The sequence below is a fragment of the Williamsia sp. 1138 genome, from assembly GCF_002095435.2.
GTDB lineage: Bacteria > Actinomycetota > Actinomycetes > Mycobacteriales > Mycobacteriaceae > Williamsia.
This window is the reverse complement of record NZ_MJEJ02000054.1, coordinates 25,956-46,607: the sequence shown is the minus strand read 5'-3', so window position 1 is coordinate 46,607 and position 20,652 is coordinate 25,956. Positions and strand designations below refer to the sequence as shown.

Annotated in this window: 21 protein-coding genes; 6 read left to right on the top strand and 15 right to left on the bottom strand. The window is 64.8% G+C overall.

Going from position 1 to position 20,652, the window contains the following annotated elements:
• The first annotated feature begins 27 nt into the window (after positions 1-27).
• Complete coding sequence (locus BH683_RS26655) at positions 28-804, top strand: SDR family oxidoreductase (RefSeq protein ID WP_084839604.1); 777 nt, start codon at positions 28-30, stop codon at positions 802-804.
• 87 nt (positions 805-891) lie between these two features.
• Here the strand turns inward: BH683_RS26655 and BH683_RS26650 are convergent, their stop codons facing one another.
• The 3 genes from BH683_RS26650 to BH683_RS26640 all read right to left on the bottom strand — a co-directional run bounded on the left by BH683_RS26650 (position 892) and on the right by BH683_RS26640 (position 5,134).
• Positions 892-1,737: a CoA ester lyase gene (locus BH683_RS26650; protein ID WP_084839319.1), complete on the bottom strand. Its 846-nt coding sequence runs from the start codon at positions 1,735-1,737 to the stop codon at positions 892-894.
• Between the two features lie 115 nt (positions 1,738-1,852).
• On the bottom strand, positions 1,853-3,685 hold the full coding sequence (locus BH683_RS26645; RefSeq protein ID WP_084839318.1) for an acyl-CoA dehydrogenase: 1,833 nt from the start codon (positions 3,683-3,685) through the stop codon (positions 1,853-1,855).
• A gap of 189 nt (positions 3,686-3,874) precedes the next feature.
• The gene (locus BH683_RS26640) at positions 3,875-5,134 is read right to left on the bottom strand and encodes an APC family permease (RefSeq protein WP_210405280.1); all 1,260 of its coding nucleotides are present in this window, start codon (positions 5,132-5,134) and stop codon (positions 3,875-3,877) included.
• 99 nt (positions 5,135-5,233) lie between these two features.
• On the opposite strand from BH683_RS26640, the gene BH683_RS26635 reads away from it, so the two are divergent.
• On the top strand, positions 5,234-5,965 hold the full coding sequence (locus BH683_RS26635) for a GTP pyrophosphokinase family protein (RefSeq protein WP_246833614.1): 732 nt from the start codon (positions 5,234-5,236) through the stop codon (positions 5,963-5,965).
• Between the two features lies 1 nt (position 5,966).
• Here the strand turns inward: BH683_RS26635 and BH683_RS26630 are convergent, their stop codons facing one another.
• On the bottom strand, positions 5,967-6,740 hold the full coding sequence (locus BH683_RS26630) for a deoxyribonuclease IV (protein ID WP_084839316.1): 774 nt from the start codon (positions 6,738-6,740) through the stop codon (positions 5,967-5,969).
• Positions 6,741-6,894: 154 nt separating this feature from the next.
• Between BH683_RS26630 and BH683_RS26625 the strand changes: the two genes are divergently transcribed.
• Complete coding sequence (locus BH683_RS26625; protein WP_084839315.1) at positions 6,895-8,295, top strand: wax ester/triacylglycerol synthase family O-acyltransferase; 1,401 nt, start codon at positions 6,895-6,897, stop codon at positions 8,293-8,295.
• On the opposite strand, the gene BH683_RS26620 is transcribed toward BH683_RS26625, so the two are convergent.
• A complete protein-coding gene (locus BH683_RS26620) occupies positions 8,240-9,079 on the bottom strand; it encodes an alpha/beta hydrolase (protein WP_084839314.1) in 840 nt (279 codons plus the stop codon). The genes BH683_RS26625 and BH683_RS26620 overlap by 56 nt on opposite strands.
• A gap of 198 nt (positions 9,080-9,277) precedes the next feature.
• On the opposite strand from BH683_RS26620, the gene BH683_RS26615 reads away from it, so the two are divergent.
• Positions 9,278-9,562, top strand: a complete 285-nt coding sequence (locus BH683_RS26615; protein ID WP_084839313.1) for a hypothetical protein — start codon at positions 9,278-9,280, stop codon at positions 9,560-9,562.
• Here BH683_RS26615 and BH683_RS26610 read toward each other — a convergent pair.
• From BH683_RS26610 to BH683_RS26595, 4 genes are all read right to left on the bottom strand, one after another.
• The gene (locus BH683_RS26610; protein WP_084839312.1) at positions 9,559-9,975 is read right to left on the bottom strand and encodes a PaaI family thioesterase; all 417 of its coding nucleotides are present in this window, start codon (positions 9,973-9,975) and stop codon (positions 9,559-9,561) included. The two genes, BH683_RS26615 and BH683_RS26610, sit on opposite strands and share 4 nt — an antisense overlap.
• 56 nt (positions 9,976-10,031) lie before the next feature.
• Positions 10,032-11,288, bottom strand: a complete 1,257-nt coding sequence (locus BH683_RS26605) for an oxygenase MpaB family protein (RefSeq protein WP_084839311.1) — start codon at positions 11,286-11,288, stop codon at positions 10,032-10,034.
• Positions 11,285-12,403 (bottom strand): DNA adenine methylase, encoded by a 1,119-nt coding sequence (locus BH683_RS26600; RefSeq protein ID WP_084839310.1) that lies wholly within the window; start codon positions 12,401-12,403, stop codon positions 11,285-11,287. Before BH683_RS26600 ends, BH683_RS26605 begins: the two co-directional genes overlap by 4 nt.
• 66 nt (positions 12,404-12,469) lie before the next feature.
• On the bottom strand, positions 12,470-12,685 hold the full coding sequence (locus BH683_RS26595) for a hypothetical protein (RefSeq protein ID WP_023960130.1): 216 nt from the start codon (positions 12,683-12,685) through the stop codon (positions 12,470-12,472).
• Between the two features lie 169 nt (positions 12,686-12,854).
• Between BH683_RS26595 and BH683_RS26590 the strand changes: the two genes are divergently transcribed.
• Complete coding sequence (locus tag BH683_RS26590; RefSeq protein ID WP_084839602.1) at positions 12,855-13,952, top strand: phosphatase PAP2 family protein; 1,098 nt, start codon at positions 12,855-12,857, stop codon at positions 13,950-13,952.
• A gap of 24 nt (positions 13,953-13,976) precedes the next feature.
• Here the strand turns inward: BH683_RS26590 and BH683_RS26585 are convergent, their stop codons facing one another.
• The gene (locus BH683_RS26585) at positions 13,977-15,002 is read right to left on the bottom strand and encodes a hypothetical protein (RefSeq protein WP_084839309.1); all 1,026 of its coding nucleotides are present in this window, start codon (positions 15,000-15,002) and stop codon (positions 13,977-13,979) included.
• Between the two features lie 117 nt (positions 15,003-15,119).
• On the opposite strand from BH683_RS26585, the gene BH683_RS26580 reads away from it, so the two are divergent.
• A complete protein-coding gene (locus BH683_RS26580; protein ID WP_084839308.1) occupies positions 15,120-16,286 on the top strand; it encodes an ATP-grasp domain-containing protein in 1,167 nt (388 codons plus the stop codon).
• 150 nt (positions 16,287-16,436) lie between these two features.
• Here BH683_RS26580 and BH683_RS26575 read toward each other — a convergent pair whose 3' ends face one another.
• The 5 genes from BH683_RS26575 to BH683_RS26555 form a co-directional block, all read right to left on the bottom strand.
• Positions 16,437-17,273 carry an alpha/beta fold hydrolase gene (locus BH683_RS26575; RefSeq protein ID WP_084839307.1) on the bottom strand — a complete coding sequence of 279 codons (837 nt, stop codon included), beginning with the start codon at positions 17,271-17,273 and terminating at the stop codon, positions 16,437-16,439.
• A gap of 14 nt (positions 17,274-17,287) precedes the next feature.
• Complete coding sequence (locus BH683_RS26570; RefSeq protein WP_246833613.1) at positions 17,288-18,106, bottom strand: acyl-CoA thioesterase domain-containing protein; 819 nt, start codon at positions 18,104-18,106, stop codon at positions 17,288-17,290.
• Between the two features lie 12 nt (positions 18,107-18,118).
• On the bottom strand, positions 18,119-19,426 hold the full coding sequence (locus tag BH683_RS26565) for an MFS transporter (RefSeq protein WP_084839306.1): 1,308 nt from the start codon (positions 19,424-19,426) through the stop codon (positions 18,119-18,121).
• The gene (locus BH683_RS26560; RefSeq protein WP_084839600.1) at positions 19,423-20,058 is read right to left on the bottom strand and encodes a GntR family transcriptional regulator; all 636 of its coding nucleotides are present in this window, start codon (positions 20,056-20,058) and stop codon (positions 19,423-19,425) included. The genes BH683_RS26565 and BH683_RS26560 overlap by 4 nt, the downstream gene beginning before the upstream one ends.
• Before the next feature lie 121 nt (positions 20,059-20,179).
• Positions 20,180-20,617: a hypothetical protein gene (locus BH683_RS26555; protein ID WP_084839305.1), complete on the bottom strand. Its 438-nt coding sequence runs from the start codon at positions 20,615-20,617 to the stop codon at positions 20,180-20,182.
• Between the last annotated feature and the right edge of the window lie 35 nt (positions 20,618-20,652).

Genomic DNA, 20,652 nt, shown 5'->3' with positions numbered 1-20,652 from the left:
ACAAGCGCTCGGCCATATGGTGCGATGGTGGAAATCAATGGAGCAAGTGCAATCGTTACGGGTGGGGCATCGGGAATCGGTGCCGCGGTGGCGCGTCAACTCGCCGCTCTGGGTGCCAAGGTCGTCATCGCCGACCTGCAGGCTGACAAGGGCGAGGCGCTCGCCAAGGAGATCGGCGGGGCATTCGTCAGCGTCGACGTGACCAAGACCGAGCAGATCGAGGCGGCCGTCAACAAGGCGCTCGAACTCGGACCGGTTCGGGCACTGGTGAACTCGGCAGGTATCGGGTCTGCGCAGCGAACCATCGGACGCGACGGCGAGTTCTCGTCGGCGCACGACATCGAGGCCTTCAAGAAGGTCATCAACATCAACCTGATCGGCAGCTTCGACGCGACCCGGCTGGCGGCGACCGCGATGAGCCGCGGCGAAGCCACCGAGACCGGTGAGAAGGGTGCCATCGTGTCGATGGCCAGTGTCGCCGCCTTCGACGGACAGATCGGACAGGCCGCCTACTCGGCGTCCAAGGGCGGCATCGTCAGCCTGACCCTGACCGTCGCTCGCGATCTCGCAGCCGCAGGGATCCGGAACAACACCGTGGCCCCCGGCCTGATCGAGACCCCGATCTACGGCACCGGCCCCGAATCCGAGGCTTTCAAGGCCAAGCTGGGCGAGAGCGTGCTCTACCCGCGCCGTCTCGGTACCCCCGATGAGCTGGCCTCGATGGTCGTCGAGTTGATCACGAACTCGTACATGAACGGTGAAGTCGTACGCGTCGACGGCGGTGTGCGCCTCCCACCGAAGTAGTCCCTCTTAAACAAACCCACCCGTTCCGGTCAAATCCACGAGGCACAAGCCCCTGGGTTTGACCGGAACGGGTGGGTTTGTTGCGGGCTAACCGGCAGTAACCCCGAACTCGCCGGCGAGCTCGGTGATTCGCTCCGCGCGCTTGAGGCGGGGGAGGTCGCTGCCGTCACGGACGACGCGCCCGCGGGCTTCGAACTCCGCGAGGAAGCCGGTTGCCCAGGCGGTGTCTTCCGGGCTCGGGCTGATGACGGTGTTGATCACGCCTGTGTGGGCCGGATTGAGACACAGCTTGCCGGTGAGGCCGAATGACACACTGGTAGCGGTCTTTTGGCGCAGGACTGCCTCGTCGTCGGTGACCGCGGGCCCGTCGATGGGTCCGGTCAGGCCGGCCACCCGGCTGGCGACCACCAGACGTGAGCGGGGATAGGCCATCACCAGATCGTCTGCGTCGGTGGCGGTGTCGCGCCGGTAGTCGCCGCTGCCGAAGGCCAGTCGCAGAACCCCGCGCCGGCGAGCGATGTCGACGGCGTTCTCGATCCCCATCGCCGACTCGATGAGTGGGATCACCGGCACCCGCCCGCCGAGTCGGTCGTAGGTCTCGTCGACCTGATCGGGGTATTCGGTCTTGGCCAGCATGACGCCGCCGAGTCCCGATGCGCCGCGAAGGTGGTCGACGTCCTCGGACCAGAAGGGCGTGGTCCGGTCGTTGATACGAACCCAGGCCCCGGCGCCGCGAAGCCAGTCGGTGACGCTGTCGCGGGCACTGCATTTTGCACTCGGGTCGACGGCGTCCTCGATGTCGAGGATGACCTGGTCGGCCTCCGATCGGGCGGCCGCCATGTATGCGGCACGTACCGAGGCGTTCACCAACAACCAGGAACGAGCGATGGTTGCGTCGATGCGGGGGCGGGGCTGCACATCTTCCGGTGACATGAGGACAGTCTGACGATGCGGGTGAGGGTCGGTCATCCTTGCGTGCATTTCGTTCATATACAACGAAAAAGTGGGCCGTCCCCCGACCGGGCCGACCCACTTCTTCGTCAGATTGCTAGAACGATGCTTCGTCCAGCTCCATGACGTCGTTGTCGATCTTCTCGACGATGCCCCGGGTTGCGGTGAGTTCGGGAAGTACGTTCTTCGCAAAGAAGGTCGCGACACCGATCTTGCCGTTGTAGAACGCGGTGTCGGCGTCAGAGGTGCCCGCATCGAGTGCGTTCAGCGCGACCTCGGCCTGCCGCAGCAGGAGCCAACCGATCATCAGGTCGCCCACGGCCATCAAGAACCGCACGCTGCCGAGACCGACCTTGTACAGCTCGCTCGGCTGTTCCTGGGCTCCCATGAGGAAGCCGGTCAGCGTCGCCGCCATGCCTTGGACGTCGTCGAGAGCGGTCTTGAGCAGCGCCCGCTCGGTCTTGAGCCGGCCGTTGCCCGCCTCGGACTCGATGAACGTGCTGATCTGGCCGGCGACGTGTGCGAGCGCCTGGCCCTTGTCGCGGATGATCTTGCGGAAGAAGAAGTCCTGCGCCTGGATCGCGGTGGTGCCCTCGTACAGCGAGTCGATCTTGGCGTCGCGGATGTACTGCTCGATCGGGTAGTCCTGCAAGAAGCCGGAGCCGCCCAGGGTCTGCAGCGATCCGATCAGCTGCTCGGACGCCCGCTCGGAACCGACGCCCTTGACGATCGGGAGCAGCAGGTCGTTGACCCGGAAGGCCATCTCCTTGTCGGCTCCTGATACGAGCTTGGCGGCAGCGAGATCCTGGTGCGATGCGGTGTAGAGGTAGACCGCGCGCAGACCCTCGGAGTACGCCTTCTGCATCATCAGCGAACGACGCACATCGGGGTGGTGGGTGATGGAGACGCGCGGTGCGGCCTTGTCGGTCATCTGGGTCATGTCGGCACCCTGGATGCGCTCTTTTGCGTACTCGAGAGCGTTCAGGTAGCCGGTGGACAGGGTGGCGATGGCCTTGGTGCCCACCATCATCCGAGCGTGCTCGATGACGTCGAACATCTGCGCGATGCCGTCGTGGACCTCGCCGACGAGCCAGCCCTGGGCCGGGACGCCGTGCTGGCCGAAGGTCAGCTCACAGGTGGCCGAGACCTTGAGGCCCATCTTGTGCTCGACATTGGTGACGAAGACGCCGTTGCGCTCGCCGAGTTCACCGGTCTCGTGATCGAAGTGGAACTTGGGGACGAAGAACAGCGACAAACCCTTGGTGCCGGGGCGCGCGCCCTCGGGGCGGGCCAGCACCAGGTGGATGATGTTCTCGGTCATGTCCTGGTCGGCGGAGGTGATGAACCGCTTCACGCCGTCGATGTGCCACGTGCCGTCGTCCTGCTTGACGGCTTTGGTGCGGGCGGCGCCGACATCGGATCCCGCGTCGGGCTCGGTGAGGACCATCGTGGCGCCCCAGCCGCGCTCGGCGCTGATGGTGGCCCACTTCTTCTGCTCGTCGGTGCCGTTGTTGTAGAAGATGTTGGAGAAGCCGGCGCCTGCGGCGTACATGAACGCGGCCGGGTTGGCGCCGAGCAGCAGCTCGCCGATCGCCCAGTAGAGCGACCTCGGGGCGGGCAGGCCGCCGAGTTCCTCGTCGATACCCAGCTTGTCCCAGCCGCCGTCGACCATGGTCTTGTACGACTTCTTGAACGATTCAGGAACCGTGACGCTGTGGTCTTCGGGGTTGAACACCGGAGGATTGCGGTCGGCGTCGGCGAAGGATTCCGCCAAGGGGCCCTCGGCCAGGTTCTTCACCTCGCGCAGCATGTCGATGGCGGTCTCCTTGTCGAGATCGCCGAAGTCGCCGCTGGCCAGGACCTCTTCGAGCTGGAACAACTCGAAGAGGTTGAAGTGGAGGTCGCGGAGATTGCTCTTGTAATGCCCCATTGCAGAATCCTTTGCAATCGTTGAACTGCTGTCGAAGTCGGGTGGCGAGTCGGACGCGGTCAGGCGTCCGGGCGCTATGTTACTCGCCAGTAACAACCCAAATATACATCCGGATATTCCGCCGCACAAACGCAATGTCGATAACTGAAGATGACGTGCACCACATGAAAGACCGCTCACTGCGGTGGGTCACCGTCGGCTCTGCACCGCGAAAGCGCAGGCCCCGACCGCGAGCACCACCACTCCCGCCAGGACGGTGCCGAGGCTCAGGCTGAAACTCAGTGCCAGGCATCCGATGACACCGAGCGCGGGTAGCACCCGGGCCGCCGCGACGCCGCGACGCGATGGCTCGCGACCTGCCAGCGACCAGGCGCTCGCATTGGCGACGGCGTAGTAGATGAGCACGGAGAACGCGGAGAACCCGATCGCGCCCCGCACGTCGACGGTGGCGACGAGGACGGCGACGATGCTCCCGACGGCGATCTCGGCGTACTGCGGCACGGCGTACCGCGGGTGGACCGTGGCGAGGACGCCGGGCAGATGGCGATCCCGGGCCATGGCCAGCGTCGTCCGGGACACCCCGAGGATGAGGGTCAGGAGCGCTCCCAGTGCGGCCACCGCGGCACCGATCCGCACCACCGGCGCGAGCCCACCATGACCGGACAGGTGGACCACGTCGACGAGTGGCGCCGACGAACCGCTCAGTGCGGGGTACCCGACGACCAGCAACGCGGTGACGGCCACCAGCGCATACAGCGTCAGGACGATGATGAATGCGATGGTGATGGCGCGCGAGATCGTGCGCTCGGGGTCGCGGACCTCCTCGCCGAGGGTGGCGATGCGGGCGTACCCGGCGAACGCGAAGAACCAGAGGGCAGCGCCGCCCAGGACACCGGTGACGGTCGAGCCGCCGAGGTCCAGTCGATCGGTCGCGACGGCAGGGGACGTGAGGCCGACGACGACCACCAGTGCGAGAACGACGATCACCACGGCGACGATGAGCCGGAGTGCCCAGGCAGACTTGCTGATCCCGAAGCAGTTCAGGGCGGTGAAGGCGAGTACTGCGGCCACGGCGACGGCATGGGCCTGATCGGGCCAGAGGTAGTACCCGGCCGTGAGCGCCATGGCGGCACAGGAGGCGGTCTTGCCGACCACAAAGCTCCAGCCGGCCAGATGTCCCCAGAATCGGCCCAGCTCCTCTCGGCCATAGACGTAGGTACCGCCCGCGGCCGGGTATGCCGTTGCGAGCCGCGCAGACGAGCGGGCATTGCAGTAGGCGACGGCGGCCGCGAGGCCGAGGGCAAGGAGCATCCCGGAACCGGCGGACGCGGCGACCGGTGCCAACGTCACGAAGATGCCTGCGCCCAGCATTGCGCCCAGGCCGGTGAGCACCGCGTCGGTGACACCGAGGCGGCGGTGCAGGGCCGGTTGTCCGGCAGTGTCCGTCACGGCCACTCTGTCGATCGCATGCGTTCATCGTTCCCACACCGCCACCAACCACCAAATGAACTTCTGGGGTCCTGCCCGCGGTCGGGCACGATGGAGGTCATGAGTGACGTGGTCGACGACGCAATCGAAGAACGATCTCCGGACGGGCCGCTCGTCCGCTGGATGGCCGCCGAAGGTGGCGATCGGGACCTTGCGCCCGCCGACCTGATCGAGATCGGCCACGGACTGCGAAAGTTCATGCTGCCGTTCCAGTTCGCGATCAACGAGATCGTCACCAAGATCGAGATCCTCCGCGACGAGTTCGCCTACCTGAACGACTACAACCCGATCGAGCACATCAGCTCTCGGGTCAAGAGCCCGGAGAGCCTGCTCGCGAAGGCGCACCGGCGTGGCATCCCGGTCGATCCGGCGTCCCTGCAGGATCAGCTCGACGACATCGCCGGCGTCCGGGTGACCTGCAGTTTCATCACCGACGCCTACCGGCTGACCGAACTGCTGTGCGCCCAGCCCGACGTCATGACTCTGCAGACCAAGGACTACATCGCCAATCCGAAGCCCAACGGCTACCGCGGACTGCACACGATCGTCGAGACGCCGGTCAACCTCAGTACCGGCCAGATCCCGGTGAAGGTCGAGCTCCAGGTGCGGACCATCGCGATGGACTTCTGGGCCAGCCTGGAGCACAAGATCTACTACAAGTACGACAAGGCCGTCCCGGCCCATCTACTCGACGAACTGACCGTTGCCGCCGACACGGCGAACACTCTCGATGAGCGGATGCAGGCCATCCGGAACGAGATCCACGGCACCCGCAGCGACGGTTCGTCCTAGCTCAGGCGAGCGCCTTCTTCAGGTAGGCGATGTCGTCGGCGAGGCCCTCTTCAGGCGTCTCGAGGATGACCGGGGCCCCCGCGGCCTTGATCACGGCGACCAGGATCTCCGGGTCGATGGTGCCCTTCTCGAGGTTGTCGTGCCGGTCGCGTCCCGAATCGAACTCGTCGCGCGAGTTGTTCAGGTGGACCAGGTCGATGCGGCCGGTGATGGCCTTGACGCGCTCGGCGATGTCGACGAGATCTTCGCCGCCGGCCCAGGCGTGACAGGTGTCGAGGCAGAACCCGGCGTTCTCGTATTCACCGACCGCATCCCAGAGGCGAGCGATGTTGTCGAGGCTGCGGGCCATGGCGTGATCGCCACCGGCGGTGTTCTCGATCAGGATGGGGACGGGGAAGCCGCCCTTCTCGTTGGCACGCTCGAAGAGCTTGCGCCAGTTCTCATATCCGTCTTTGGCATCCTCGTCGTCGCGGAGGTGGCCGCCGTGGACGACGAGTCCGAACGCGCCCAGTTCCTTGGCTGCCAGGGCCTGGTTGATGACGGCCTGCCGGGACGGCATCCGCAACCGGTTGTTGAGGCTCGCGACGTTGATGCGGTACGAACTGTGGACCACCACGTCGATCGGCGAATCGCGGATTTCCGCGGCCTTGGGATGAGGTTTCGGCTTGCCCCACTCCTGTGGATCTGTGACGAACATCTGTAACAACTCGGCGCCGAGTTCCTCGGCCCTGCCGATCGGATCACTGTCTTGTCGTACGTGGGCACCAATGCGCATGTCACCAGCTTAGGACGTGCTCACCCCTCCATTTGCCACACGGTGTTGTCAATTTGCTTGACGGCCGTATTTTTATCCAGGTTCCTCAGGTAATTCTGGGCCGGTGGGCGCACAGTGGACTTCGATGATTGTCCCGGTGGAGAAGGTGGCCTGAATGGAACGCTTGAGTGGGCTCGACGCATCGTTTCTCTATCTGGAGACGCGTTCGCAGCTGATGCACATCGTAGGTTTGATCGAACTCGACCCGACCACCGTCGAAGGCGGCTATTCGTTCGAGAGGATGCGCGACGAGCTCTCGCGCCGGATCGGCGCACTGCCGACCTTCCGGCGCAAGGTACGCGACTCGATCGTCAACCTCGATCATCCGGTCTGGGTGGAGGACCGGAACTTCGACATCGAGCGGCATGTGCACCGGGTGGCCGTGCCGGCTCCGGGTGGGCAGCACGAACTGGCCGAGTTCTGTGCTCATATCGCGGGGGTCCCGCTCGACCGCAGCAAGCCGCTCTGGGAGATGTGGGTGATCGAGGGACTTGCCGACGGCAAGATCGCCGTATTGCTTCGCATGCATCACGCCGGGGTGGACGGCGTGACGGCCTCGGATCTGCTGGCCCAGCTGTGCACGCTCACACCTGAGCCGCCGGAGCTGGACAGAGAGGTCCTGTCTCATACGGCGGGCGATGCGTCTTTCGCCGGGCTCGCGCTGGACGGCGCCTGGCAGGTGGCCCGCCGCCCGCTGAGTTTTGCCCGGCTGCTGCCGAAGACCGCGCAGCTCCCGTTCGACTGGATCTCGCGAGCGCTGCGGGGCGAGGCGATGCCTGCACCGTTCCGGGCACCGCGGACCTCGTGGAACAAATCGATCACGGCGCATCGCAGTATCGCCTACACACAGGTTTCGCTGAGCGACCTCAAGCGCATCAAAGACCACTTCGACGTCAAGCTCAACGACGTGGTGCTCAGTGTGTGCTCGGGTGCGCTGCGCGATTACCTCGACAACAACGACGAACTGCCGGACCAGCCGCTGGTCGCGATGGTCCCGGTCTCGGTGCACGGTGACAACGACGACGACCTCGTCACGCAGGGCACCAACAAGGTCACGGGGATGTTCACCAAACTGCCGGTCGAGATCGCCGACCCGGTGGAGCGGATCAAGGCGATCGGCTCACAGGTCCGTACCGCCAAGGAGCATCACGGGTCGATGGACTCGAACCTGCTGCGCGGCTGGGCCCAATTCGTACCGCCCGCGACGCTGGGCATGGCGATGAAGCTGTACTCGTCGCAGGAACTGGCTGAACGGCATCCGGTGATCTACAACCTGGTGATCTCGAACGTGCCCGGACCGGACTTCCCGCTCTACTACCTCGGCGCCAAGATCGAGGCGATGTATCCCCTCGGGCCGGTGTTCCACGGGGCGGGCATGAACATCACCGTGTTCTCCCAGAACGGTGTGCTCAACATCGGGGTGATCGCGTGCAAAGAGTTGGTACCCGACCCGTGGCCGATCATGAGGGCGTTCGAGGAAGAGGTGAAGTCGCTGCTAGAGGCGTGCGATCCCTGACCTGATCAGCGGTGTACCGCGCCGCGTCGAGGAATTTCGGGATGAACTGATCTGCCTCGAGCACGCAGCAGGCGTGGCCACCATTCACCTCGTAGGTGGCCACGCCCGGGATGTTGTCGGTGAGGATGCGCTGGCGCCAGAGGGGGATGACGCGGTCCTTGAGTGAGACCAGCACTGCTGTGGGGATGTCGATCTCGGCGAGCCACGGTTGAGAGTCGAAGTGGCTCATGCCATCTCCGAGGATTCCCAGGCGTGAGACCGGAGTCGACAGGAATTGCCGCAGCGCCCAGACGGTGTCGGGCACGGAGGTGTCGTCGAGTTTGGCGGCATTCGGCTGGACGTGCGGCGGGTGGATGAGCTTCATGATGCGGCCGACGTTCGACATGTTCGCCTGCCGGGTCGGATCGTTGCTGCCGAAAAACGGCCCGGTGGAACACAGGATCATCGCGTCGACGCGGTCCGGATGGCGCCGCCAGGCGATCTGGGAGATGCCCCCTCCCATCGAGAAGCCTGCGGCGGTGAAGGTGTCGATGCCCAGGACGTCGGCCAGTGCGACGACATCGTCGGCGCAATCCTCGAGATCGAACGGAGCACTGCGGATCCCGCGCCCGTGCCACCTCTGATCGAGGGTGATCACCCGGAACTCCTTGTTGAGAGCGGGGATCAGCGGATACCAACACAGCAGTCCGTTGGTCAGAACCGAGTGCAACAAGAAGATGGCCGGTTTGTCTCGGGGGCCGGAATCGGTGACGTACGTGGAGCCGCGACCGGGGAGGTAGACCATATGGCCTCGGGGCAGGTCGCGGACCGGATACGGCTCGATGAGACGGTCTACCCGGTGAAGGATCTGATCGCGGGCGGTGGTGAGGACACTGTGCACCGAACCGAGGCTACTGATGATGCGAAATGAGCGCTCGGGGCTTGCCCATCCGGAGTAAAATCAGGGTTTCGTCCGGTATTCCTGACGAACCTAGGAGTCATCATGCATTCAGGAACTGCACTGCACCTACGGAGAAGTCTCGTCTGGCCGGCCGGTTGGCTCGCCTTCCTCACCACATTGGCCGGAGCCGCCGCCACGGCCCTGACGATCATCACCCTTGCCAGCGAACATTTCGTGGAGGCCGCCGTGGCCGGTGGGTGTGCGATCGGATTGTTCGCCATCGCCATCACGTCCTTCAAGTCGATGTCGCACATCGCGGACGCGCACACCCGCGAGATCGAGGCCAGACGCGATCACGCGGTCTACCGAGCGCGTTATCCGCTCTAGCTCGGCAGCGGGATGTTCTGCAGGCGTAGCTGCCCGCGGGCGAGTTCTTTGCCGCGCGACTCATCGGTGATGGTGACGAGCCACAGTTGCTGCGTGCGTCCTTGCTGGATGGGTTCGGCGAGTACTCGTGCCCGGCCGCCGCCGGTGCTCGACCGCAGGAAGTCGGTGCTGTTGTGCAGCCCTACGGCTAACTGGCCCCGGTCCAGGACTGCCGCGCTGGCGCCGATGCTGCCTGCCGACTCGACGATCGTGGTGTAGACGCCGCCGTGCACTACTCCCCAGGGAGTCAGGTGATCCGCGCCGAGGTCGACGTAGCCGGACACCCGGGTGCCGGATTGCTCCTCGATGACGAATCCGGTGACCTGGAGGAATGCGCTCATGTCGGTCAGTGCGGTGCTCGGCGACTCGGTCATGATCTGACTTTAGGTACAAGAAGTCAGGTGCGCAAGTGTCTGGGCCCGTAAGCGATCTAGCGCCGTAACGCCGCGGTGGCGTCGAACTGCTCGGCCCGCCGACCGGACTGCCACCGATGCCATCGCTGCCAACGGCGCACCGACCCTTGCTGCAGACGTGCATCGATCGTGGGCGAGAAACGGCGGGCGATCTCGCCGATCGCGGTCACGGGTGCCCGCAGCAGCAGGATGGCCAAACCTGGCCAGGGGGAGGGTAATCGGTACATGCGCCGGTTCCAGGGCAGCATGAACAACTGCGTGTAGCCGGCCTGCAGTGCCAAGTGGTAGCGGGCGCGCACCCGTCCCGCCAGGCTCATCGATGGCCGCGGCGCGAACGCCGGCACGAAGGACTCGACGAGTTCAGCGCCCACGGAACCTGAGTCATGCGCGCGGGTGGCGTCGAACAGGTACAGCAGCCGAATGCCCTCGGACGTGGTTCGCGGATAGATGTCGTCGACGCGCACCCCGACGAGGTGGCCGAGGTACCGATTGAAGTGCAACAGGGCCTCGATCTCGCGGGGCGAGGTGAGATAACCGATGCTGTAGAGGCCCAGCCCGGGCCCGACACTGCCGCCGAGCAACGTGAGCATCATCTCGGCCTGGCTGATGGGCAAACCCCAACGTGCGCTGTCCCATTCGTCATGCCGGGCGACGCGGGCCCGCACCGACACGTGCATCACGCGGACCTTGAGTGAGATGTCTCTGGCAGCAGAACCCGGGGTCAGGATGGCCCCGGGCCTGCACACCTCGAGCCACCAGCGGCTCGTCTCGAGATACCTGTTCAACGCGCTGGCCCCGGCATAACCACCGGCCAACGACAGCGGAACGGCCAGTGACCCTTCGGTATACGTATCCATCGTGCCTGCGTTGCCGACCGAACCCAGTGCATAGCCCCACCGTCGCCAACACGCTGCGCCTTGCTCGATCAGATCGGGGTCTACCCAGTCGGGGATCGCCTCGAACTCGTCGAACAGCGCTCGCATCTCCGGTGGTGCATCGTCGATGGTGTCGATCCCGTCGCGCAGTGCGGTGTCGAGCAATTCGCGCGCCGCGGCCGCACCCATCGGACCGTGGTAGGTCGCCGCGACGAACTCCTCGGCGACCGGATCGCCCGCAGTCAGCAAGGCACCGTAGCGGGCGATGATGGAATCGCTTGGCAGCAGGTCGAACCCGGTGACCTGTTTGATGCGTCTGCGGATGCGTGCGTGCGGACCGTTGCCGCTCAGGGCCTCGACCCGATAACAACTGGGCCGCACGGCCGGTTCGGGCGTCATGGGCGCCGGTCCACCAGGTACAGGTGTTCGGTCACGTGGGCGCTTCGCCCCTGCAGGTTACGGCTGCCACGGAAAGTGTTGTGACGCTGCGTGAACTCGCTGACCGTACCGACCGCACCGAGCATGTCCCGCATCTGCGACGGTGGTATGAAACCCTCGTCGTTGAACGAGATCAGCAGGAAGCGCGCATCGAGATCGTTGATCAGTCGTCGCAGCAACGTCGCGGCACTCGACCGCACGTTGTATCCCGAACGGTTCCAGTCCTTGGGTATGCCGGAGATGGTGCTCATCGCCGTAGGCTTCCGGTTCTCGGCGATCAGGTTGAGCATGAAGTAGTTGGACCCGTACGGATGCTGGTTGTAGGGCGGATCGAGGTAGGCGACGTCGACCGGGCCGACGACGTCAGGGAGCATCGCCGCATCCACCTGGAGTACCCGGCGCTCGCAGTGGTGATCGCTCAACACAGGTGCGGCGAGGGTGATGGCCCCGGTGATGCGTCCGAGCGCGTCGGCGCCGCTGCCCCCGAATCGGCCGAGGCCCGTGGCGCGATCCTTGTGGAACCCCTTGAACACCCCGGACGTGTTGGCGTGCACCGAGGCCTCGGACAACAGCGGTCCGAGCAACAGGGTTCGCATCGGCTCCGGCTCGGCGTGGATCGCCTCCAGGTACGCGTCGAGTCGGCGGGCGTTCTCGCTCGTGTAGAAAACCCGTTCACCGGGCCTGATGCAGCTGTCGTCGGCCGGCGCGTAGTGTTCGGCGATGAAACCGTGTGTCACGTAACCTGATTCGACCGTACGGTTGATGGCGGCCACCTTTCCCGCCAGCTCGCCGGCAGGCACCTCATCGGCATTGGTCAGGAAGCACTCACTGATGACCCGGGCGTAGCTCTCGAGATCGTTGGAGATCACCCGGCGCGAGCGGGCCTTCGCGAGCCTCGACACCACCCCGCTGCCGGAGAAGGCGTCGAGAAAGACCAGCGGCCGTTGCAGCTGTTCGTGGACGTGGGCGAGCGCATCGTCGATCAGCCCCAGCAGCTGACGTTTGTTGCCGATGTAGGTGATCAACTGGCCGCTGCGATAGGCGACGTCATCACTGCGGGCAATGGCCTGGGGCACAGATGTGACCCTATAACTCAGCTCCACCGGGGTCCTCGGTCAGTGACACCGGAGACCTTGACGCGGTCAGTCATCCAGACATAGTTCGGTCTCGATGGAGATCGGCACGCCCGTCGCGATCAGCAGCCGACAGGGTGCCTCGGAGTCCCGGTAGAGGTTGAGCCACTGATGGCCCCGGCTACCGTCTGCGTACACCGCTTCGAGCGTCCGGTTCAGCCGCGCTTCGGCTTCGTTGTTGATGATGTATCGCTGATCGCCGTATCGCAGGTACTTGTTGGGCACGGGCGCCTCCGGAGTTCGTATGGACTGCTTACCACCAGTGTGACTCAGACCACTGGGGACGTTTGTGGCTTTCATCCGACGCGATCGTCGGTCGAACGCATAAGTTATGGACGGGAACACTGAACGAACACGAGACGAACAGCGGGTGGCGGATGAGTGCGGGGGTGGCATGAGCACACAGGAGGCTGATCGCCCCGCTGTGTCGCCACCCGAGGTCACCACCGGTTGGCGCGAACGGTCGTGGCGCGGCCGGCTCACCGATCTCACGCTCTGGCGGTGGGTCGCGATCTCGGTCTGGCTGGGCGTGGTGATCTGGCATCTGGCGGTCCTCGGCCTGGCGTTCGACCGCACCCGCCTGTTGCTGCTGCTGTGCACGGGACTGGCCGCGGCGTGCATCGGCAAGCGGAACGTGCTGACCGTCGTCGTCGACTGGCTGCCGTTCGCCGCGATCCTCCTGTTGTACGACTTCACCCGCAACATCGCGCAGTGGATGGACATGCCGACCCAGTGGGCGCTGGCCATCGACTTCGATCAGGCGCTGTTCGGGGTGAATCCGACCGCGTGGCTGCAGAGTCAGCTCAAGCAAGAGCAGCCGCCCTGGTGGGAGGTGATCACCAGCGTCGTCTACATGTCGTACTTCATCGTGCCCTACGCGGCTGCTGCGGTCCTGTGGCTCCGGAACCGGCACGTGTGGCGTCGCTATGCGGCCGGGTTCCTGCTCCTGACGTTTCTCGCCCTGGTCGGATACACCCTTGTCCCGGCGGCACCGCCCTGGGCCGCGGCACAGTGCAACGCGGTGGAGGTGCAGGACCATCCGCGGCACCCGTCGTGCATGGACCGGGCACCGTATGAGGGTGGCGGGATGCTGGGCGAGGTCAATCCGCACCACGAGGGTGCCGAGCCCTACGTGCAGCGGATCTCCGCGCGCGGATGGGAGGTCCTCGACATCCACGCGGCCTCGAGTCTGCTGAAGCTCGGCCAGGCGAAGGCGAATCTGGTCGCCGCCGTCCCCTCTTTGCACGCCGGACTGACGATGTTCCTCGCACTCTTCATGTGGCCGCGGGTGCGCGCTCTGGGCCGCACCCTGTTCCTGGGGTACGCGCTGGCGATGGCGTTCACGCTCGTCTACACGGCCGAGCACTACGTGTTCGACATCGTGCTGGGCTGGGGTCTGGCCGCGTTGGTGATCGTGATCGTCAATGTGGTGGACCGCCGCATGCTCGCCCGCCGGATCCGACCGCAGGCACCCGAGACGGTGTCGCTCTGAACCGCAGGGTGGTCCCCGGGCCGGTCAGCTGCCCTTGCTGCGTTGGCTCTCCGCGTCGCGCTGCGGGGGTAGGTCACCTACGACCAGGCTGTCGGGTTCCACATCGGAGGGCGTGGTCCGGCGTGTGCGTCCGAGCCGCCAGCCACCGACAGACGGCTCGGCCTCGCCGAAGTGGTCGGCGTCGACCGAGCTGTACAGCGCGACCAGCACTGCACCGACGACTGCGCCGATGAACCCGATGACCGCCAACCAGGCGAGTCCGGGCTTGGCGCTGTCATCGAGGAATACGACGCCGATGATTCCTGGGCCTGCGGTCTCGCCGACGACCAGCACCGCGGTGATCCCGTTCACCTGGCCCAGCTGCAGCGCGACGGTTTGAACGTAGAAACCGACGGCGCCCGCGATGGCGATCGTCCAGGCGGCCGGATCGGTGAGCAATGTGACGATGTCGAACGGATCGACACCGCGCAGGATCCGGACCGAGATGGCTATGACGCCGAACAGCAGACCGGCTGCCGCACCTCCCACGATGGCGCCGCGCTCGCCGAGTTTGTACACCGCCAGCAGGGCCAGCGTCGCGAGCACGCAGGTGGCACCGAGCAACCCCCAGTGGAAGCTGATCTGTTCGCCTCCACCACTCAGATGCGAGGACGACATCCCGAGTGCGCACAAAGAGAAGACGACTGTGCACATCGCGACCCAGTCGCGACCGTGCAGGCGGATTCCCAGGACCGCGGTGCCGATGAGTGCGGTGACGATCAGATTCGCCGAGACGATGGTCTGTGAGAGGAAGAGGGGCAGGAACCGGGCGGCAACTGCGCCTGCACCGAAACCGATCACGACCAGGGAGGTGCCGATGATGAAGTCTGGTGTCTTGAAGGTGTCGATCGTCGACGACACCGATGGTCCACCGGCGGCCGTGAGTTGTCCGTCCTTGTGCGCATTGCGGGCCTCGACAGCAGCTTTGCGCGCGCCGAGGGCACGCAGCACTGTCGATACGCCGTAGGCGACCGCCGCCGCGCTGGCGAACAAGACCCCGATCAGAAACACCCGGACACCTCCGTCGCCGTCATACGACGGCAGCCCACCCCGCGCCCGTCCGTGGGGCGGATATTAAGCTACCATGCTGCAGGTGTTAGCCATTCTTCTGCTCAGTGGTGGGGCCTGATGTCGACTCGTTCGGGCAAGAACGTGCTCATCACATTCGGCAGATCGTTTCTGACCCTGGAACTCGCGCGCTTGATGAATGCCGGTGGACACAATGTGTTCATCGCGGATTCGATGCGATTTCCCATCTCTCGATTCTCCAATTCGGTGCAAAAAGTGTTTCGAGTTCCGCGGCCGAAGTTCGAGCCGCGTGAATATGTTGATGCAATAGCCGAATTGGTCCGGGAGCAGTCGATCGATCTGCTGATCCCGATCCACGAAGAGACCGACATTCTTGCGATGGCACAGGATCAGTTCCCACCCGAATGCGAGTTGCTGCTCTCGGATTTTCTGACCGAGAATCGCCTGCACAACAAGTTCGAGTATCAGGTGCTGCTCGACAGTCTAAAAATCCCGACGCTGAAGTATGCCCAGGTACGTTCTGCGGATGAGCTGGCGGCACTTGATTTCGATCGGCCATTCGCGCTCAAGCAGGTTTATTCGCGAGGTTCGCAGCAGGTGTACAAAGTCGATCCGGGGGAAGTTCCTGCCGACCTCGAGTTCGATCCGCTCAATCCCTGGCTGGCGCAAGAATGGCTGAAAGGCGATAAGTATTGCACGTATTCGGTGTGTCATCGCGGCAAGGTGTTCGCGCACACCGTTTATCCGGTGAGGTATGCCATCAATGGGCAGTCGTGTCTGAGCTTTGAGCCTGTGGTTCATCCGGGTATCAACGAGTGGGTTGAGCGGCGAGTGAAAGAAATCAATTTCACCGGGCAGATCGGGTTCGATTTCATCGAACATCCCGATCGCGGGCTCTACACCATCGAATGCAATCCACGCTCGACGAGTGGCATCTTGATGTTCGAACCCCACAATCGAGTCGACCGCGCGTTCTTCGGAGAGAACGACGAGGTGATCACTCCAGACCCCGATGCGCGAAAGATGCTCGGTCCCGGAATGTTGCTCTACGGCTGGCGTAAGTCAGCTCTCGAGGGCAACACACTGCGAGGATTCGCGCGCGACTACCGACGGACCGATGAGGTGATCAGTCAGCGTGACGACATCGGCCCACTCGCCGGGATCCCGCTGGCCATGGGAAACATCTTGCTGAACTCCATGCGCTACAAGGTCGGGCTCGCCGAGGGGTTCATGCACGACCACGAGTGGGACGGCCAGCAGATCTGAGGGTGGGCCTGAACCGTTGAATCTGCCTGGTGCGCAGTAGTTTAAACACCACGAAGGTGCCCTGAAATCGTCCACCTCAGAGGGCTCGAAGGGCATAGTGCCCTTGGGCACCACTGACGTGGACGATCTCAGTGCGAATGGTCTGATGGGTCAGGGCCGGTGCTGACTGCAAAAGGCCGTGATCCGCTCGACGCTGTCGCCGGGACCGGTGAACAGGCCGCCGTGGCCCGCGCCGTCGATCTGGACAAATGCGGAGCCGGGGATCAGATCCGCAGTTTCGCGCGACTGCGCGGGCGGGAAGAACAGATCGTGCTCGAAAGCCAGTACCAGGGTGGGGATGTCGATCTGCGTGAGGTGTTCGGGCAGGGGTTCGCCGGCGCTGATCCAGGCGTAGGAGGCCATGAGCTGACCCTTGAAGCCATCGGGGCTTGCCCAACCGCCGTCAGACGCACTCAGGATGTCGCGCCAGCCGGCCACCGTGGCGGGGTCTTGCAGCAGGGTGGTGTGCAAAGTCGTCATCAACTGTTCGAAAACCAGTACCGCCTGAGGTATCTCGCCGATCTGCTCGATCAGCCCGATCTCCATCTCGCCTACCAGGGCTCCGATGGGCGATGGCTGTAGTCCGGCGAAAAGAACTGCTGCCGTGACCAACTCAGGTCGAGTGCGCAGCATGGACTGGGTCACGTAGCAACCCATCGAGTAACCGATCACGATGGCCTCGGTGACATCGAAGTGGTCGAGTAGCGCCTCCGCGTCGCCCGCCAGATCCGCGATCGAATAGGGCGCCGGCGGGGCCGACGACGGCGCCAGCCCCCGTGCGTTGTAGGAGATCACGGTAAAACCCGCGTCGACCAGCGACGCAGTCAGGCCACACAGCTCCCAGACCATTGCCGGCATCCCGAGGCCACCGTTGAGCAGGACAACAGGCCCGTCGCCGACGCGGCTGGCGCCCAACGTGATTCCGGTCGCAAGCTCTATGTTTTCCATCGGCCCCTCGGTGTCTAGACCAGACCTGTTCTGTTGGTGAAGTCGATCTGTGCTGCTGCATTGCTGACAGCGGTGACCATACCGGTTCCGTAGGGCCCTTTGAGGTCGTACAGGGTGGCCGTCCCCACCGAGATTCCGTCCGCGGTGAAGTGGGTATCGGCTTCGATCCCGAGCTGCGGGCCCTCCGGGAGACGGCTGAGCGCCATCGTGAGGTCGCAGTTGATGTAACCGATGCCGTCGGTGCCGAGATTGGTGACCAGACTTGTCGACTCGGCAGACTGGACCGCGTGCACGAACGGCGACGCGGGTTCGTCGGGTACGACGGCCATGGCGGTACTCCAGGCGCGCTTGCGGGCGACGTTCTGGTGGGTCCCGATGCCTCGCGTCCAGTCGGTGTCGTCGGTCTGCATCCAGGGGTGGCGCGACCGGGAATCGTCGTCGGCTGCTTCCTCGGGCGGCGTGAACGTCGGCGACGGATGCCATTCGCTGCCCGGAGGGGGACCCGACCTGCGTAGGAAGACGCCGGTCGCGCGAGCGACCACAACGTCGCCTTGCATGACCTCGACATCGGCGACCTTGATCCTTCGACCGGAACGGACCAAGCGGGTGTGCAATGTCATCGGCTGGTTCTTCGCGGACTTGAACAGGTCGAACGTCAGCCGTGCGGGGACGAAGTCGGGATCCGAGAACTCCTGCTCGAGAACCCGCGCCGCCGCGGAGCACACAGCCGGCCCGTTGAGCGAATCCGCACCCCACGCGCTCATCGCCCACCTGGTGGGGATCAGCGCATTGTCACCGGGCCGGATGCTGAAGAAGCTGAATGGGTCAGACACCAATCGATAGTGTCAGAGCCGCGCAGAAGTCGCCGGATCGGGTGTGGCCAGTGCTCCCGACGGGTGACGCTGGGCGCTTCGGGTGACGAAGAGCAGGGTTGCCGCAGCAGCGACAGCACCGAACCCGAACATCCACGGATAGGTCACGGCGGGAATGTACTCGTGTAGATAGGCCAGGGTCGCGGGCACCGCGAACCCGAGGTAGGTGAGTGCGTAATAGACGGCCGTGAGTCCGGCGAGGTCGCCTGGACCGGCAATACGCTGGACCTCCGACAATCCTGCCACCAGTGCGATTCCATACCCGGCGCCCAGCACCACGGCGGCAAGCAGGACGGCCCAGATCGTCAACAGCGCCGAAGCCGCTGCAGCGGCTCCCATTCCGAGAATCAGCAATGTCAGCGCCACCTGACTGGCCCGGGCGGAGTCTGGCCGGTCGATCCGCCGCGCCACCGTCTGAATTGCGAAACCACAACTCAGTGTCACGACGGAGACGAGCGCCGCGAACGCCATCGGCGCCGCGTCGACCTCCGGTGCGATCAGCGACGGCAGAATCGCCTGGCATCCGATTGCGGCCCCGAACACCCAGGGCGCCAACGGTACGACCACCAGCAGGAATCGAGCGTGACCCGCGGACGGGATCGTGAGGTCGGACAGCAGGCCCGACCGCGCGCCCGGCGTTCTCGGCTTCGTCTCCGGCATATGGTCGAGCTCCGCCTTCGGCTTCGTCTCCGGCACATGGTCGAGCTCCGCCTTCGGCTTCGTCTCCGGCACATTCCACACCCACGCCGCACCGATCAGGCAGATGGCAGCGTTCAGGACGTACGAGAAGGCGTGCGGCCAGGGTCCCCACTCCGCGAGCAGGCCCGCGACTCCGGCACCGATGCCGAAACCGGCAGTCAGGCTCATGGCAGCGCGCTTCGCGCCGCTGCCCACCCCGGCGTACGAGTAAGGGGGACTGGACAACTCCTTGAGCCAACTGGTGCCCACCGCCATCGCCAGCCCGATGGCGATGCCCCCGAGGATCCGGCCGACGCCGAGTAAGAAGACGCCGTCGGTGGCAACGGCCAGCACCAGCGATCCGGCGGCAGCGATGAACGCTGCGGGACGCATGAGCGGACGACGACCGTAACGGTCGGACAGCGGACCGCCGATGAGCAGTGCCGGGATCATGCCGAGTACGTAGGCGAACAGGAGCACGTCGACCGTGGGGCCGGACATCTCGTACTCGTGCTTGTAGAACACCAGCAGTGGAGTGAATTCGTTGCCGCCCCAGGCAATTGCGAACATCGCCGCGCAGACGCCGAACCAGTTGCTTCTCATGACGGCGGCCTCCGCAGGTCGTGCACCGCCGTCAGGTGTGCAGACAGTGTCTCGGAGAAGCCCTCGACATCGCCGGTCTCGATCAGATCGGTCAGTTCGGTGTGGTGTTTGATGATCCGCTGCATCTGGGCGTGGTCGCGCTGCACCGATGCGCTGGTCATCCGGAGCTGACGGTCACGGAGCGTGTCGTAGAACGCCGAGAGCAGAGGGTTGCCCGCCGCCTGCACGAAGATCCGGTGGAACGTGGCGTCTTCCTTGGTGAAGGCATCGACATCGCCGGCGTCGGCATGTGTGATGTGCCGCTCGATGCCGGCACGCAGTTCCCGCACGAGGCCGGTGCGGTCGGTGCCGGCCACGATGCGGACCGCGCCTGTCTCCACCAGGAAGCGCGCGCCGATCACGTGTTCTGCTTCGTCGGGTGGAACCGGCACGATCAGTGCCCCCCGTTTCGGGTACAGCTTCATCCAGCCCTCGGCCTCGAGGCGCAGAAAAGCCTCGCGTACCGGGGTGCGTGACATCTCGAGCGAGGCGGCGACCTCGCCTTCGCTGATCAGCTCACCACCGGCAAGGGACCCGGACAGAATCCGGTCCTTGACGCGGCGATACGCGCGTTCGGCGGCAGACAATGCGATAGACACAACTTGTATCTAAGCACAATCGAGCAGCGTGAGAATTCGCGCCACCTGCGTGCGTACGCGACAGGTGCAACTGGCGCGTATGCGCGCAGGTTGCGCGAATTCTGAGAAGGAGCGTTCAGCGCCCAGTGGGTTCGGGGGATTGTTGCAGGTGACGGGTGGCCGCATCGCGGAAGACCACGGCTTTGCGGCGTTGTCCGGCGGCGACGAGAGCGTCGGCGGTCCGGTTGCAGAGTTCCGCGGCCTCGCCGCGGCGGCCGAGTCCCTCGAGCGTGGCGATCATGTGCTCGGTGACATCGAGGGTGTCGGGATCCGTCGGACCGTGGGTGAAGGTGTACTTGGCGAGCAGATCGCGGCACATCGGCTCGCAGTCGGCCCACAACTTCAAGCGGACCTGGCAGCGGATCACGTCGTGCAAATTGGACAGGCACATCAACGAGTACGGGCCCTCGCGGCGGCAGCGGATCTCGCGGAGCACCGAGAACTCGGCGAGCGCGTGAGTGTACTCACCGGCTGCAAACAGCTCGGTGGCCTCGCGCTGCATCTCGTCGAGCACGTCACCATCATCGCGTACCGGCGCGCTGCGCTGTG